The following is a 13617-nucleotide window of genomic DNA, read 5'->3' on the forward strand; positions in this document are numbered from 1 at the left end:
CCAGCGTCCCCCGGCGCACGCCACCGATACCCCCTCGTGCCCTCTCGGTGCCATCGGGCAGCATGGCGTCCATGTCCGTACTCACGCGCGACGAAGCGCAGACCCGTGCCCAGCTCCTCGACGTCCACCGCTACACGATCGACCTCGATCTGACCGCCGGGGACGAGACCTTCGACTCCCTGACCGTCATCCGGTTCACCGTGCGCGCCGGCCAGGACGCCACGGACACCTTCGTCGAGCTCAAGCCCGCCGAACTGCGCACGGCCACCCTCGACGGACAGCCCCTCGACCCGGAGAACCTGGTCGACAACCGCCTGCCCCTGAAGAACCTCGCCCCCGGCGAACACGAACTGCGCGTCGACGCCGCCATGCGCTACTCCCGTACCGGCGAGGGCATGCACCGCTTCACCGATCCCACCGACGGCGAGACCTACCTCTACACCCAGCTGTTCATGGAAGACGTCCAGCGCGTCTTCGCCGCCTTCGACCAGCCCGACCTCAAGGCCGTCTTCGACCTGGCCGTCACCGCCCCCGAAGGCTGGACCGTCCTCGCCAACGGCGTCACCGAGCACCTCGGCGACGGCCGCTGGAAGGCCGCCCCCACCCCGCTGATCTCCACCTACCTCGTCGCCGTCGCCGCCGGCCCCTGGCATTCCGTGCGCACCGAGCACCGCGGCCTGCCCTTCGGCATCCACTGCCGCCGCTCCCTCGCACCCCACCTCGACGCGGACGCCGACGAGATCCTCGACATCACCCGCGCCTGCTTCGACCGCTACCACGAGAAGTTCGAGGAGCCCTACCCCTTCGACTCCTACGACCAGGCCTTCGTCCCCGAGTTCAACGCGGGCGCCATGGAGAACCCCGGCCTGGTCACCTTCCGCGACGAGTTCGTCTACCGTTCCGCCGTCACCGACACCGAACGGCAGACCCGCGCCATGGTCGTCGCCCACGAGATGGCCCACATGTGGTTCGGCGATCTCGTCACCCTCAAGTGGTGGGACGACATCTGGCTCAACGAGTCCTTCGCCGAGTACATGGGCTACCAGACACTCACCGAGGCGACCCGCTTCACCGACACCTGGACCGACTTCGGCGTCGCCCGCAAGGCCTGGGGCTACGACGCCGACCAGCGCCCCTCCACCCACCCCGTCGCCCCCGAAGCCGTCGACGACACCGCCTCCGCCATGGTCAACTTCGACGGCATCTCCTACGCCAAGGGCGCCTCCGCGCTGCGCCAACTGGTGGCCTGGCTCGGCGAGAAGGACTTCCTCGCCGGCATCAACACCCACTTCACCCGCCACAAGTTCGCCAACGCCACCCTCGCCGACTTCATCGACTCCCTCGCCCACCACACCGACCGGGACGTCCACGCCTGGGCCGACTCCTGGCTGCGCACCTCCGGCGTCGACACCCTCACCGCCGCCGTCGGCTCCCGCCCCGGCGAGTGGACCCTCGACCTCGGCCACCAGGGCAGCCGCCCGCACCGCGTCACCGTCGGCGTCTACGACCGCGACCTGAGCGACGGCCGCGCCCTCGTCCTGCGCGAGCGCTACGACACCGACGTCCCCCAGGGCACCGGCCCCGCGGCACGCCCCGGCGCCCGGCCCGCCCTCGTCGTCCCCAACGACCTCGACCTCACCTACGCCAAGATCCGCCTCGACGAGGACTCCCTGGAGACCGCGCTGCGCGGCCTGTCCGGCCTCCCCGACGGAATCACCCGCGCCGTCGTCTGGAACAGCCTGCGCGACATGGTGCGCGACGGCGACCTCGCCCCCGCCGACTACCTGGCCACCGCCGCCGCCCACCTCCCCGAGGAGAAGGACCTCGCCGTCGTGCAGGGAGTGCTGTCCTTCGCCACCGTGCACATCACGGACCGCTTCCTGCCCGCCGACCAGCGGCCCGCCGCCCTGGCCACCCTCACCGACCTGTGCCGCGACCTGATCCGCCGCACCGAGGACGGCGACAACCCGGGCCTGCGCCTGACCGCCGTACGCCACCTCATCGACGTCGCCGCCCGCCCCGGCACCATCGCCGCCTGGCTCTCCGAGGGCACCGTCTCCGGCGGCCCCGAACTCGACCCGGAGCTGCGCTGGCGCATCCTGGCCCGGCTCGCCGCGCTCGGCGCCACCGACGAGGACACCATCGCCGCCGAACTGGCCCGCGACCCCAGCGCCACAGGCCAGGAAGGCGCCGCCCGCTGCCGCGCCGCCCTGCCCGACGCGGAGTCCAAGCGCAGGGCCTGGGAGGCGATGTTCGCCACCGACGAACTGTCGAACTACCTGTTCACCGCGACCGCCCAGGGCTTCTGGCAGCCCGAACAGGCCGACCTCGTACGGGAGTACGTGCCCCGCTACTACGAGGACGCGGTCGCCGTCGCCGCCCGCCGCGGCCCCGCCATCGCCGACGCCGCCGGACGCTACGCCTTCCCCGCGCACGCCGTCGACGCCGACACCCTGGGCCTCGGCGAGACCTGCCTGCGCGAGGCCGACCCCATCCCCGCCCTGCGCCGCAAACTCGTCGACCAACTCGACGACCTGGCACGCGCGCTACGCGTCCGAGAGGCATAACCACCGGCGCGGCGCACGCCCCCCGTGCCCGCGCCCGACCCATCCTGCCGCGCCCGCGCCCGGTTTGGGCCGCCGTGCCCGCTCCCGGATCGGGCCGTCGTGCCGGTGCTCGGTTCAGCCCACGTGCCGAGCCCCGGTTCGGACCGTCGTCCCCGCGGCGCCTCAGCCCGTTGTGCCCGCTCCCGGCTCAGCCCGCCCTCCCGCGCCCGGTCCAGCCCCTCGCGGCGGCGCCCCGGCGCAAATCCGCCCCGCCGCAACGCTTTTCCGCGCGGTCCCATGCGGTTGCCGTTGCCGAGTGCTGGTTCCGGTGACCGGGATGGGCGGCTCCGCCAGGGTGTGACCCGGGCGCCGCAGGAAGCGTTCGCCCGGCGCCGGCCGGGCGGGACGCTCGCCGTCACCCGGGTCACCCTCCGCGCGTGCCGGCAGCGACCGAGGCACCGCACGTCCCACCCCCCGGCCCCGAGACGGCAGCCCCGTCGCCGCCACGGACCAGCCCCCGCACGCCCGGAAAGGGCTGGCAGAGCCTCCTCATCCCGCGGCCCGGGATCCCGGACCACGACCCGGCCACCCGGAACCTCGATCGTCCACCGGCCCCTCCGACCGAAGGTGACGACCCCGCCGCCGGGCCCGACACGCTTTCCCCGCACGGCAGTTCCCCCTTTCGGGTTCCGATCGCCGGACTTTCCGGGCGCGTCGGACCCGTATGCGTACAAGCTGGAAGTCCCCTGCCCCCGCGCCACGGAGGACAGTCCATGAGCGCTCCGCCCCTCGCCTCGGGACCCGAAGGCCCCGGTGCCCTGCGGCCGTTGCTCGACACCGTGCTCGACGCCCTGGACAGCGGCAGGCGCGCACGCGGGGGACCGCTGCCCACGGGCGGCCCGGTGGCGGTCGCCGCCCGACTCCGGGAAGCCGTCGGCGAGATTCTGCCCGACCACGGCGACCCCGAAGCCCTGCGCACCCTCGTGCACGCCCTCGCCGAGGGCGCCGCCGACCCCGCCGACCCCCTGTGCGCGGCCCACCTGCACTGCCCGCCGCTCGCCGTGGCCACCGCCGCCGACCTCGCCGTCAGCGCCCTCAACCCCTCCCTCGACTCCTGGGACCAGGCCCCCGCCGCCTCCGCGCTCGAAGCCCTCCTCACCCGCGAACTCGCCCACGAGACCGGCCTGGCCGACTCCGTCGTCACCACCGGCGGCACCGAGTCCAACCAGCTCGCCCTGCTCCTCGCCCGCGAGGCCCACGACGGCGTCCGGCTCGTCTGCGGCACCAACGCCCACCACTCCCTGCCCCGCGCCGCCTGGCTGCTCGGCCTGCCCGAACCCGTGACCGTCCCCGCCCCCACCGGCACCATCGACCTCGTCGCCCTGCACAGCGCCCTCAGCGACCTCCCCGGCCCGCGCGGCTCCCTCCTCGTCGCCGCCACCGCCGGCACCACCGACGCCGGCCTCATCGACCCGCTGCCCGAGATCGCCGGACTGTGCGCCGCCCACGGCGCCCGCCTCCACGTCGACGCCGCCCACGGCGGCGGCCTCCTCTTCAGCGGACGGCACCGCGACAAGCTCACCGGCCTCGAAGCCGCCCACACCGTCACCCTCGACCTGCACAAACTCGGCTGGCAACCCGTCCCCGCGGGCCTCCTCGCCGTCCGCCACCCCCGCGACCTGACCGTCCTCAACCAGCACGCCGACTACCTCAACGCCGAGGACGACACCGCGGCAGGCCTGCCCGACCTCCTCGGCCGCTCCCTGCGCACCACCCGCCGCCCCGACATCCTCAAGATCGCCGTCACCCTCAAGACCCTCGGCCGGTCCGGACTCGGCGCCCTCGTCGACCAGGTCTGCGCCCGCGCCCGCGAGTTCGCCGACCTCGTCCGCGACCACCCCGGCTTCGAACTCCACGCCCGGCCCACCATCAGCACGGTCCTCTTCCGGCCCACCGGCGCATCCGACGACGCCGTGGCCGCCGTACGCCGCAGACTCCTCACCGACGGCCGCGCCGTCCTCGGCCGCGCCCACCTCGCCGACCGCCTCTGGCTCAAGGCCACCCTCCTCAACCCCGACACCCGGCCCGACGACCTCGCCGCCCTCCTCAAACTGGTGGAAGGAAGCACCCCCCGATGAGACCGACCCCCTTTCCCCCGGGCCACACCCCCGCCGCCCCCCGCGACCTGGTCGGCATCGGCATCGGACCGTTCAACCTCTCCCTCGCCGCCCTCGCCCACCCACTCCCCGGACTCGACACCGCCTTCTACGAACAGCGCCCCGCCTTCGAATGGCACCCCGGACTGCTCATCGAGGGCGCCCGCATCCAGGTCCCCTTCCTCGCCGACCTCGTCACCCTCGCCGACCCCGCCAGCGCCTGGTCCTTCCTCAACTACCTCAAGGCCCGCGACCGGCTCTTCCCCTTCTACTTCGCCGAGCGCTTCCACATCCAGCGCGCCGAATACGACGCCTACTGCCGCTGGGTCTCCCAGAACCTCCCCGCACTCCACTTCGGCCACCAGATCGACGCCGTCCGCTGGAACCCCGAACGCGCCCTGTTCGAAATCGACTTCACCCGCCTCGCCGCCGACGGCGAAGCCGAGGCACTCGGCCGCACCCACACCCGCAACGTCGTCCTCGGCATCGGCACCGAACCCCACGTGCCCGAACCGCTCCGCCCCCTCACCGAAGCCCCCGGCGTACCCGTCCTGCACGCCGCCGACTACCTCCACCACCGCGACGCCCTGCTGACCGCCGGCCACATCACCGTCGTCGGATCAGGACAGTCCGGCGCCGAGATCTTCCTCGACCTGCTCCGCCGCCGCCCACCCGGCCGCGAGAAACTCCACTGGATCGGCCGCACCGCCGCCTTCGCCCCCATGGAGTACTCCAAGCTCGGCCTGGAACACTTCACCCCCGACTACACCCGCTACTTCCACGCCCTCGCCGAACCCGTCCGCGACCAGCTCATCACCTCCCAGTGGCAGCTCCACAAAGGCATCGACGTCGGCACCCTGGCCGCCATCCACGACGAGCTCTACCGCCGCTCCCTGCACAGCGGCTGGCCCGACGCCGTCCTCACCCCCGGCGTCCGCGTCCGCACCGCCGGCCGCGTCGCCGCCACCAAGGTCGAACTCCACCTCGAACACGTCGAACAGGGCACCCGCTCCCGCCTCACCACCGACGCCGTCGTCCTCGCCACCGGCTACCGCGAACGCCCCCTCACCGGCCTCCTCGCCGGCCTCGACCCCTACCTGCGCCGCGACGGTCACGAACGGCCCCGCGTCGACGAACAGTTCCGCCTCGTCCTCGACCCCTCCGTCACCGCCACCGGCTGCCACGTCTACGTACAGAACGCCGAACTCCACACCCACGGCGTCGGCACCCCCGACCTCGGCCTCGCCGCCTGGCGCAGCGCGACCATCCTCAACACCGTCACCGGCTCCGAGCCCTACCCGCTGCCCGACCGCACCGCCTTCACCACCTTCGGCCTCACCCCCCAGCCGCAGGTACCGCCCCCCGGGCGCCGCGTCACCCTCACCCCCCTCGTCGACCAGCGCTGAGACACCCGGCGAAGCCGAACGTTTCAACGCCGCCCGGACACGGCGACGGCGCCGACGCACTCCCCGCGCCGACGCCGCCACCCGCACGCACACCCACCGTCACCACGACGGCGACCGCACTAGAACACCGGAGTGCCGTCGCGCGTGAGCCTCCAGTCCACCGACGCGAAGTCCTTCGGGTCCAGCACACCCTTCGCGGTCACCCACTCCGCGATCCGCGTGCGGATCTCCGTCGACTCCGACCACAGCTCCTTCGCCGAGGCGACATACGGGAAGGCGCCACCGCCGTTGGCCCGGTAGTTGTTCACCGCCAGCACGAACTGCTGCGCGTCGTCCAGAGCCGCACCGGCGTACGTCAGGTTCTTGATCCGCGAACCCGCCGGCTGCGCGACGTCGATGTCGTACCGGAAACCCGACACATAGTCGTAGTTGTAGTCCGGACGGCCGTTCGCGTTCGTCATCTTGTCCACGTCGACCGGCGCACCGGCCGCCGTCTGCACGAAGTACTCCGCCGAGTACTCCAGGTACGCCCGCACCTGCGCGCCCGTCATCAGCTTCGCGACCAGCGTGTTGTCGTACACGTACAGGCTCGACAGGTCCCGGATCGTCACGTCGCCCGCCGGGATCTCCGACGTCCGGGAGAACGGCGAGGCCTGCGCGATCACCGGCAGCGCCGCGTACTCGGTGCCGGCCAGCGCGGCCTTCACCACGTCCTCCTGCACCTTGGTGATCAGGTCGATGATCGGGGCGTCCTTGTAGCGGGCCTCGACCGTGGTCAGCGTCTCGGTCGCCCTGCCGACGACCTGGTTGACGTACTTCACCACCGCCTCGTGCTCGTCGCTCAGCAGCTTGGTGATCCTCGGGTCGTCCGCGACCGAGTTGGAGTTGCGCAGCGAGGCCGAGACCGACTCGACCTCCCACCGGCCCTTGGCGAACACCAGCTCGATGTCGAACAGCGTCAGCCGCTCCGCGTAGCACAGCGGCTCCGACAGCACGACCGTCTTCCCCGTCTGCTCGTTGACGACCTTCAGCTCCGGGATCTCCACATGCGCGTGACCCACCAGAATCGCGTCGATCCCGGGCACCTGCCGCGCCACGTTCGCCGCCGAGTTCTCCACGTACGGCAGCTGGTCACCCCACGACGACGTGCCCGACGCACCCGAGTGCGCCGACACGATCACCACGTCCGCGCCCATCGACCGCAGCTTCGGCACCCACTTCGCCGCCTGCTCCTCCAGTCCCGGGAACGTCAGCTTCCCCTGCACATAGGCCTTGTCCCAAATGGCGATACCCGGGTTCGTCAGGCCCAGCACGGCCACCTTCACCGGCCGCGCGCCCGGCACCCGGAACGTCTTCATGAAGTACGGCGGGAAAGCCGGCAGCTGCGTCTTCGCGTCCAGCGCGTTCGCACCGAGCAGCGGGAAGTCGCACTGCGACTCGAACTTCCGCAGCGTCTCGATGCCGTAGTTGAACTCGTGATTGCCGAGCGCCACCGCGTCGTACCCGATCGCGTTCATCGCCTGCGCCATCGGGTGCACCGGACCACCCTCGGCCGTGATCGGGTCCACTCTCGCGTAGTAGTACGTCAGCGGAGTGCCCTGGATCGTGTCACCCGCGTCCAGCAGCAGCGTGTTGCAGCGGCCCTTCTCCTCACGGACCTGGTTCACCAGCGTCGAGATCCGGGACAGGCCCTGCGCGTTGCCCGCCTTGTCGACGTACTCCGCGTCCTTGAAGTAGTCCCAGTTGAAGACGTGCCCGTGCAGGTCGGTGGTGCCCATGACGGTCAGGGAGTACCGCTTCGCGGGCCTCCCCGGCTCCTGCGCCCGAGCGGTCTCGGCAGCCCGCGCCGCCGGAGCCGCCGTACCGGCCAGCGCGACCCCAGCCCCCGTCACGGCGGACTTCTTCAGAAACTTCCGACGGTCCAACGGCATGTCCGGTTCTCCTCGTAGAAGGGTCAAGGGCGTCCGAAAGGGTCAACGACGCGCGTAGATTCTGACCCGTGCATGACTAGCCGCAACAGGTCCAGGAGGTTTCGATCTGATGACCGGCAGGAGCGGAAAACCGGTCACCGGTGACAGAGTGGGACGTATGACCTCACCCACACCGGAGGAACCCACACCCCCCGTCCCCTACGGCACCCCCGACGCCCCCCGCATCGCCGTCCGCGGCGACGCCCACCTCGAAGCCGCCCCCGACCTCGCCCGCATCGGCATCACCGTCAGCGCCCGCGGCAAGGACCGCCGTTCCACCCTCGACGACCTCACCCGGCGCAACACCCAGGTCCTCGACCTCCTCAAGAGCTACGGACCGGCCGTCGAACACATCGAAACCGGCCACCTCACCCTCACCGCCGAACTCGCCCAACGCGGCCGCGGCGAACGCGTCCGCACCCACCACGGCCTCGTCCACCTCACCGCCGAACTCACCGACTTCACCGCCCTCGGCGAACTCACCACCCGCCTGGCCGACTTGGAACTCACCCGAGTGGACGGCCCCTGGTGGGCCCTGCGCCCCGACTCACCCGTCCACCGCGACGCCCGCCGGCAAGCCGTACGCGAAGCCCTCCAGCGCGCCCGCGACTACGCCGAAGCCCTCGGCGCCACCCTCGCCGCCCTCGTGGAACTCGCCGACATCGGCGCGGAGAACCCCGAACCCCTCCCGCGGGCCGCCACCCGCATGCGCTCCATGGCCGCCTACGCCGGCGCCACCGAGGACACGACCGCCCCACCCCTCGACCTCGAACCCCAGAAACAGCACGTCCACGCGAGCGTCAACGTCCGCTTCACCATGACACCGCCCCGGCTGCCCTGACAGACCACCGACATGCTCATCGGAGCGAACCCCCGCACACTTCAATACTTGTCAACCACCCTTCATCCAAAGGTTGTTGAGCAGTCACGCCACACCAATTCTCTACCGACCGGTAAGGCCTAGGCTCAACCCATGCGCCGAGCAAAAATCGTCTGCACCCTGGGGCCCGCCACCGACACGTACGACCAGATCAAAGCCCTGGTCGACGCCGGAATGGACGTCGCCCGATTCAACCTCAGCCACGGCAGCCACGCCGAACACGAGGAGCGCTACCAACGCGTCCGCAAAGCCGCCGACGAGACCGGCCGCAGCGTCGGCCTCCTCGCCGACCTTCAGGGCCCGAAGATCCGCCTCGGCCGCTTCCGCGAAGGCCCCGTACTCCTTGAACGCGGCGACACCTTCACCATCACCGTCGAAGACGGCGCCGAAGGCGACCGCCACACCTGCGGCACCACCTACGCCGGCCTCGCCGCCGACGTCACCCCCGGCGAACGCATCCTCATCGACGACGGCAAAGTCACCCTCCAAGTCACCGCCGTCGACGGACCCCGCGTCCGCACCACCGTCGTCGAAGGCGGCGTCATCTCCGACCACAAGGGCCTCAACCTGCCCGGCGTCGCCGTCTCCGTCCCCGCCCTGTCCAAGAAGGACGAGGACGACCTGCGCTGGGCGCTGCGCACCGGCTTCGACGTCATCGCCCTGTCGTTCGTCCGCACCGGCCGCGACATCAGGGACGTCCACCGCATCATGGACGAGGAGGGCCGCCGCCTCCCCGTCATCGCCAAGGTCGAGAAACCCCAGGCGGTCGACGCGATCGACGACATCGTCGCCGCCTTCGACGGCATCATGGTCGCCCGTGGCGACCTCGGCGTCGAAATGCCCCTCGAACAGGTCCCGATCGTCCAGAAACGCGCCATCAAGCTCGCAAGGCGCAACGCCAAACCGGTGATCGTGGCGACCCAGATGCTCGACTCCATGATCGACAACTCGCGCCCCACCCGCGCCGAGGCCAGCGACGTCGCCAACGCCGTCATCGACGGCACCGACGCCGTCATGCTGTCCGGTGAGACCAGCGTCGGCAAATACGCCGTCGAAACCGTCCGCACCATGTCCCGCATCGTCGAAGCGGCCGAGGAGGACATCCTCGCCCAGGGGCTGCCACCCCTCACCGAGAGCAGGAAGCCCCGCACCCAGGGCGGCGCCGTCGCCCGCGCCGCGGCCGAGATGGGCGACTTCCTCGGTGCCAGGTTCCTCGTGGCCTTCACCCAGTCCGGCGACACCGCCCGCCGCCTCTCCCGCTACCGCTCCCCGATCCCGCTCCTGGCCTTCACCCCCGAGCCGGCCACCCGCTCCCAGCTCAGCGCGTCGTGGGGCGTGGAGACGTTCCTGGGCCCGCACGTCGACTCGACCGACGCGATGGTCGACCAGGTGGACGAACTGCTGCTGAAGTACGGCCGCTGCGAGAAGGGCGACGTGGTCGTGATCACGGCGGGCTCGCCCCCCGGCGTCTCCGGCTCCACGAACATGGTCCGCGTCCACCACATCGGCGAGGACGACAGCCCGAAGTAGGGGACGGACGGCGGTCAGTGCTTGGGGCCCACGTGCAGGTCCATGAGGGCTACGGAGGCTTTGCGGGCGATGGAGATGTTGTACGGGGTTCCGTTGCGCGCGCACGGCGACCACCCGACGCCGAGCCGGTCCAGGGTGTCCGTGTAGAGCCGCCGGATGTCCCCCGAGACGTTGGTGAAGAAGTAGCGGGGGTATTCGTAGCGTTTCCGCTCACCGCCGACGAGACGGGTCGTCCAGTTGGTGATCCGACAGCCGTCGGAGTGAATCAGCCCGCGAATTAATTCCCACGGGTACGTGTCGACGATCTCCTGCTGCCAGGGTTCCAGAGCGATGCGGCGCTCGTGCTTCTTGCCGGGACCGTGCTGGGGGAAGAGGCCGGGTCAGTTTCGGGAGTAGCTGGTCGGCAGGCGAGCCTGGCGGCACGCAGCAAAAAGCGGATGTTCACGAGAACGTGAACATCCGCTTTCAAATGTGACCTTGGAAGTCAAGGAAAAGTACCCCGGGTCGGATTCGAACCGACGCTGTATGGGTTTTGAATCCATGGCCTCTACCGCTGGGCTACCGGGGCTCCTTCGAACCGAAGGTCAGCAGATACCCGCTGTGTCCCCACCATACCGCAGCTGGGTAGGCTCTTGTCAGCAGTACCCCTGCGCTTGAACGAGGAGCCTTTGTGACCGCCGCCGAGTCGCCCCAGCCCGTAGACGTGCCCGACGAGGACAAGTCGCACGTGCCTCCGCTGACGACCCGTGTCGTCATCGCCGAGGACGAGGCGCTGATCCGGCTGGACCTCAAAGAGATGCTGGAGGAGGAGGGCTACTCGGTCGTCGGGGAGGCCGGTGACGGTGAGCAGGCCGTGGAGCTGGCCCGTGAGCACCGTCCGGACCTGGTGATCCTCGATGTGAAGATGCCGAAGCTCGACGGCATCTCGGCGGCGGAGAAGATCGCCGGGGAGAGCATCGCGCCGGTGCTGATGCTGACCGCGTTCTCGCAGCGTGACCTGGTGGAGCGTGCCCGGGACGCGGGGGCGATGGCTTATCTGGTGAAGCCGTTCAGCAAGAGCGACGTCGTTCCGGCGATCGAGATGGCGGTATCGCGTTTCACGGAGCTGAAGGCGCTGGAGAAGGAGGTCGCCGACCTCTCCCAGCGTCTGGAGACGCGGAAGCTGGTGGACCGGGCGAAGTCGATCCTGCAGACGGAGTACGGGCTGACGGAGCCGGCGGCGTTCCGCTGGATCCAGAAGACCTCGATGGATCGCCGTATGTCGATGCAGCAGGTCGCGGAGGCGGTCATTCAGGACAGCGACGAGAAGAAGGCTTCGAAGGGCGCGAAGGCCGACAAGGACTGAGCGTTCCGTTAGGTGCGAGGAGGCCCGCTTCCCCCGGCCGGGGGAAGCGGGCCTCCTGGTTCTCGCCCTGGGCGGGGTCAGTCCTCGCCGAGGTAGGCCTTGCGGACCGATTCGTCGTGCAGCAGGTCCTGTCCGGTGCCGGAGAGGGCGATGCTGCCGACCTCCATGACGTGGCCCTGGTCGGCGAGGGAGAGGGCCGCCTGGGCGTTCTGCTCGACGAGCAGGATGGTGGTGCCCTGGGACTTCAGCTCGGCGATGGTGGCCATGATCTTCTGCATCATGATCGGGGAGAGGCCCATGGAGGGTTCGTCGAGCATGAGCAGTTTGGGCTGGGACATGAGGGCCCGGCCCATGGCGAGCATCTGCTGTTCACCGCCGGAGAGGGTGCCGGCGGCCTGCTTCCTGCGTTCTCCGAGGATGGGGAAGAGGTCGTAGGCGCGCTGGACGTCCTTCTCGATGCCTGCCTTGTCCTTGCGGAGGAAGGCGCCGAGCTGGAGGTTCTCGGCGATGGTGAGGCGGGGGAAGATGTGCCGGCCTTCGGGGGAGTGGGCGAGTCCGAGGGCGACGATCTTGTGGGCGGCGACGCCGGTGAGGGGCTTGCCGTCGAACATGATCTTGCCGGCGGTGGGCTTGAGGAGGCCGGAGAGGGTGCGCAGGGTCGTGGTCTTGCCGGCGCCGTTGGTGCCGATGAGGGTGACGACCTGTCCGGCTTCGACGCTGAAGGAGATGCCCTTGACGGCTTCGATCTTGCCGTAGGCGACCCTGAGGTCCTCGACCTCGAGCAGTGCGGTCACTGGGTTTCTCCCTTGGTGCTGGCGGGGCCCTCCGTGTCCGCGGCGGGCGTCGCGGTCCCGGAGTCCGCGGTCTCGGGTGTTGCGGCCTCGGTCTCCTCGGCGGCGCTGTGGTCGTCGGCGTCGGCGTCGGCGTCGGCGTCGGTCGGGACGGCGTCGGCGGGGGCGGCGTCGATGACACTTTCCACCGTCGCGGCCTGCTCCGTCTCGGTCTGCCCGGGGTCGCCCTCGAAGGGTTCGCCGAGGTAGGCGGCGACGACGCGTTCGTCGGCCTGGACGACCTCGGAGGTGCCTTCGACGAGCTTCTCGCCCTGGACGAGGACGGCGACGCGGTCGCAGAGGTTGAAGATGAACCGCATGTCGTGCTCGATGACGAGGACGGCGACGCCCTTGTCACGGATGGCGAAGACGAGCTCTTCCGTGGCCCGGGTCTCCTGCGGGTTCATGCCGGCCGTGGGCTCGTCGAGGAGCAGCAGGCCCGGTTCGCTGGCGAGGGCTCGGGCGATCTCCAGCTTGCGCTGTTCGCCGTAGGGCAGGTTGCGGGCGAGGTGGTCGCGCTTGTGGGCGAGGCCGATGAACTCGAGGAGTTCCATGGCCCGTTCCTCGCTGGCCTTTTCGGCCTTCTTGAAGCCGGGGCCGCGCAGCAGGGCGGACCAGAGGCCTTCCTTGGTGCGGGTGTGGCGGCCGACGAGGACGTTTTCCAGGACGGTCATGTTGGCGAAGAGCCGGATGTTCTGGAAGGTGCGGGCGATGCCGGCCTTGGTGACGAGGTGGGGCTTGGGCGGGAGGACCTGTCCCTGGTAGGAGACGGTGCCTTCGGTGGGGATGTAGAGCCCGGTCAGGCAGTTGAAGAAGGTGGTCTTGCCGGCGCCGTTGGGGCCGATGAGGCCGACGATCTCGCCGCTGTTGACGGTGAAGTCCACGGAGCGGACGGCGGTGAGGCCGCCGAAGCGCATGGTGACGTCGCGGGCTTCGAGTACGGGTGTCGTCATG

Annotated in this window: 9 protein-coding genes, 1 tRNA gene and 1 pseudogene; 6 read left to right on the top strand and 5 right to left on the bottom strand. The window is 70.4% G+C overall.

Annotation, left to right across the window (positions count from 1 at the left end; genetic code table 11):
- Positions 1–62: 62 nt before the first annotated feature.
- From pepN to ACF1A5_RS22550, 3 genes are all read left to right on the top strand, one after another.
- On the top strand, positions 63–2567 hold the full coding sequence (gene pepN, locus ACF1A5_RS22540; RefSeq protein WP_392194643.1) for an aminopeptidase N: 2505 nt from the start codon (positions 63–65) through the stop codon (positions 2565–2567).
- A 752-nt stretch (positions 2568–3319) separates the two neighbouring features.
- A complete protein-coding gene (locus tag ACF1A5_RS22545) occupies positions 3320–4684 on the top strand; it encodes a pyridoxal phosphate-dependent decarboxylase family protein (protein ID WP_392194644.1) in 1365 nt (454 codons plus the stop codon).
- Positions 4681–6108, top strand: coding sequence for a lysine N(6)-hydroxylase/L-ornithine N(5)-oxygenase family protein (locus ACF1A5_RS22550; RefSeq protein WP_392194645.1), 1428 nt, complete (start codon positions 4681–4683; stop codon positions 6106–6108). Before ACF1A5_RS22545 ends, ACF1A5_RS22550 begins: the two co-directional genes overlap by 4 nt.
- A 119-nt stretch (positions 6109–6227) precedes the next feature.
- Here the strand turns inward: ACF1A5_RS22550 and ACF1A5_RS22555 are convergent, their stop codons facing one another.
- Positions 6228–8039 carry a bifunctional metallophosphatase/5'-nucleotidase gene (locus tag ACF1A5_RS22555; protein ID WP_392194646.1) on the bottom strand — a complete coding sequence of 604 codons (1812 nt, stop codon included), beginning with the start codon at positions 8037–8039 and terminating at the stop codon, positions 6228–6230.
- A gap of 157 nt (positions 8040–8196) precedes the next feature.
- Between ACF1A5_RS22555 and ACF1A5_RS22560 the strand changes: the two genes are divergently transcribed.
- Together ACF1A5_RS22560 and pyk are read left to right on the top strand one after the other, a co-directional pair.
- Positions 8197–8919, top strand: a complete 723-nt coding sequence (locus ACF1A5_RS22560) for an SIMPL domain-containing protein (RefSeq protein ID WP_392194647.1) — start codon at positions 8197–8199, stop codon at positions 8917–8919.
- A gap of 132 nt (positions 8920–9051) precedes the next feature.
- The gene (gene pyk, locus ACF1A5_RS22565) at positions 9052–10488 is read left to right on the top strand and encodes a pyruvate kinase (RefSeq protein ID WP_392194648.1); all 1437 of its coding nucleotides are present in this window, start codon (positions 9052–9054) and stop codon (positions 10486–10488) included.
- A 14-nt stretch (positions 10489–10502) separates the two neighbouring features.
- On the opposite strand, the pseudogene ACF1A5_RS22570 reads toward pyk, so the two are convergent.
- Positions 10503–10862, bottom strand: a pseudogene (locus ACF1A5_RS22570) (transcriptional regulator); the annotation flags it as partial.
- Between the two features lie 121 nt (positions 10863–10983).
- Positions 10984–11056: transfer RNA gene (locus tag ACF1A5_RS22575), tRNA-Leu, on the bottom strand.
- Between the two features lie 102 nt (positions 11057–11158).
- Here ACF1A5_RS22575 and ACF1A5_RS22580 point away from each other — a divergent pair.
- Positions 11159–11833 (top strand): ANTAR domain-containing response regulator, encoded by a 675-nt coding sequence (locus ACF1A5_RS22580; RefSeq protein WP_392194649.1) that lies wholly within the window; start codon positions 11159–11161, stop codon positions 11831–11833.
- A 77-nt stretch (positions 11834–11910) separates the two neighbouring features.
- Here ACF1A5_RS22580 and ACF1A5_RS22585 read toward each other — a convergent pair whose 3' ends face one another.
- Both ACF1A5_RS22585 and ACF1A5_RS22590 read right to left on the bottom strand, forming a co-directional pair.
- The gene (locus ACF1A5_RS22585) at positions 11911–12627 is read right to left on the bottom strand and encodes an ABC transporter ATP-binding protein (RefSeq protein ID WP_392194650.1); all 717 of its coding nucleotides are present in this window, start codon (positions 12625–12627) and stop codon (positions 11911–11913) included.
- The gene (locus ACF1A5_RS22590) at positions 12624–13616 is read right to left on the bottom strand and encodes an ABC transporter ATP-binding protein (protein ID WP_392194651.1); all 993 of its coding nucleotides are present in this window, start codon (positions 13614–13616) and stop codon (positions 12624–12626) included. The genes ACF1A5_RS22585 and ACF1A5_RS22590 overlap by 4 nt, the downstream gene beginning before the upstream one ends.
- Position 13617: the final 1 nt, after the last annotated feature.

It is taken from the genome of Streptomyces sp. NPDC014864 (assembly GCF_043081525.1).
GTDB lineage: Bacteria > Actinomycetota > Actinomycetes > Streptomycetales > Streptomycetaceae > Streptomyces.

Coding starts and splice junctions, on each gene's coding strand:
- pepN (WP_392194643.1), top strand. CDS start 63: ATGGCGTCCATGTCCGTACTCACGCGCGACGAAGCGCAGACCCGTGCC.
- ACF1A5_RS22545 (WP_392194644.1), top strand. CDS start 3,320: ATGAGCGCTCCGCCCCTCGCCTCGGGACCCGAAGGCCCCGGTGCCCTG.
- ACF1A5_RS22550 (WP_392194645.1), top strand. CDS start 4,681: ATGAGACCGACCCCCTTTCCCCCGGGCCACACCCCCGCCGCCCCCCGC.
- ACF1A5_RS22555 (WP_392194646.1), bottom strand. CDS start 8,039: ATGCCGTTGGACCGTCGGAAGTTTCTGAAGAAGTCCGCCGTGACGGGG.
- ACF1A5_RS22560 (WP_392194647.1), top strand. CDS start 8,197: ATGACCTCACCCACACCGGAGGAACCCACACCCCCCGTCCCCTACGGC.
- pyk (WP_392194648.1), top strand. CDS start 9,052: ATGCGCCGAGCAAAAATCGTCTGCACCCTGGGGCCCGCCACCGACACG.
- ACF1A5_RS22590 (WP_392194651.1), bottom strand. CDS start 13,616: ATGACGACACCCGTACTCGAAGCCCGCGACGTCACCATGCGCTTCGGC.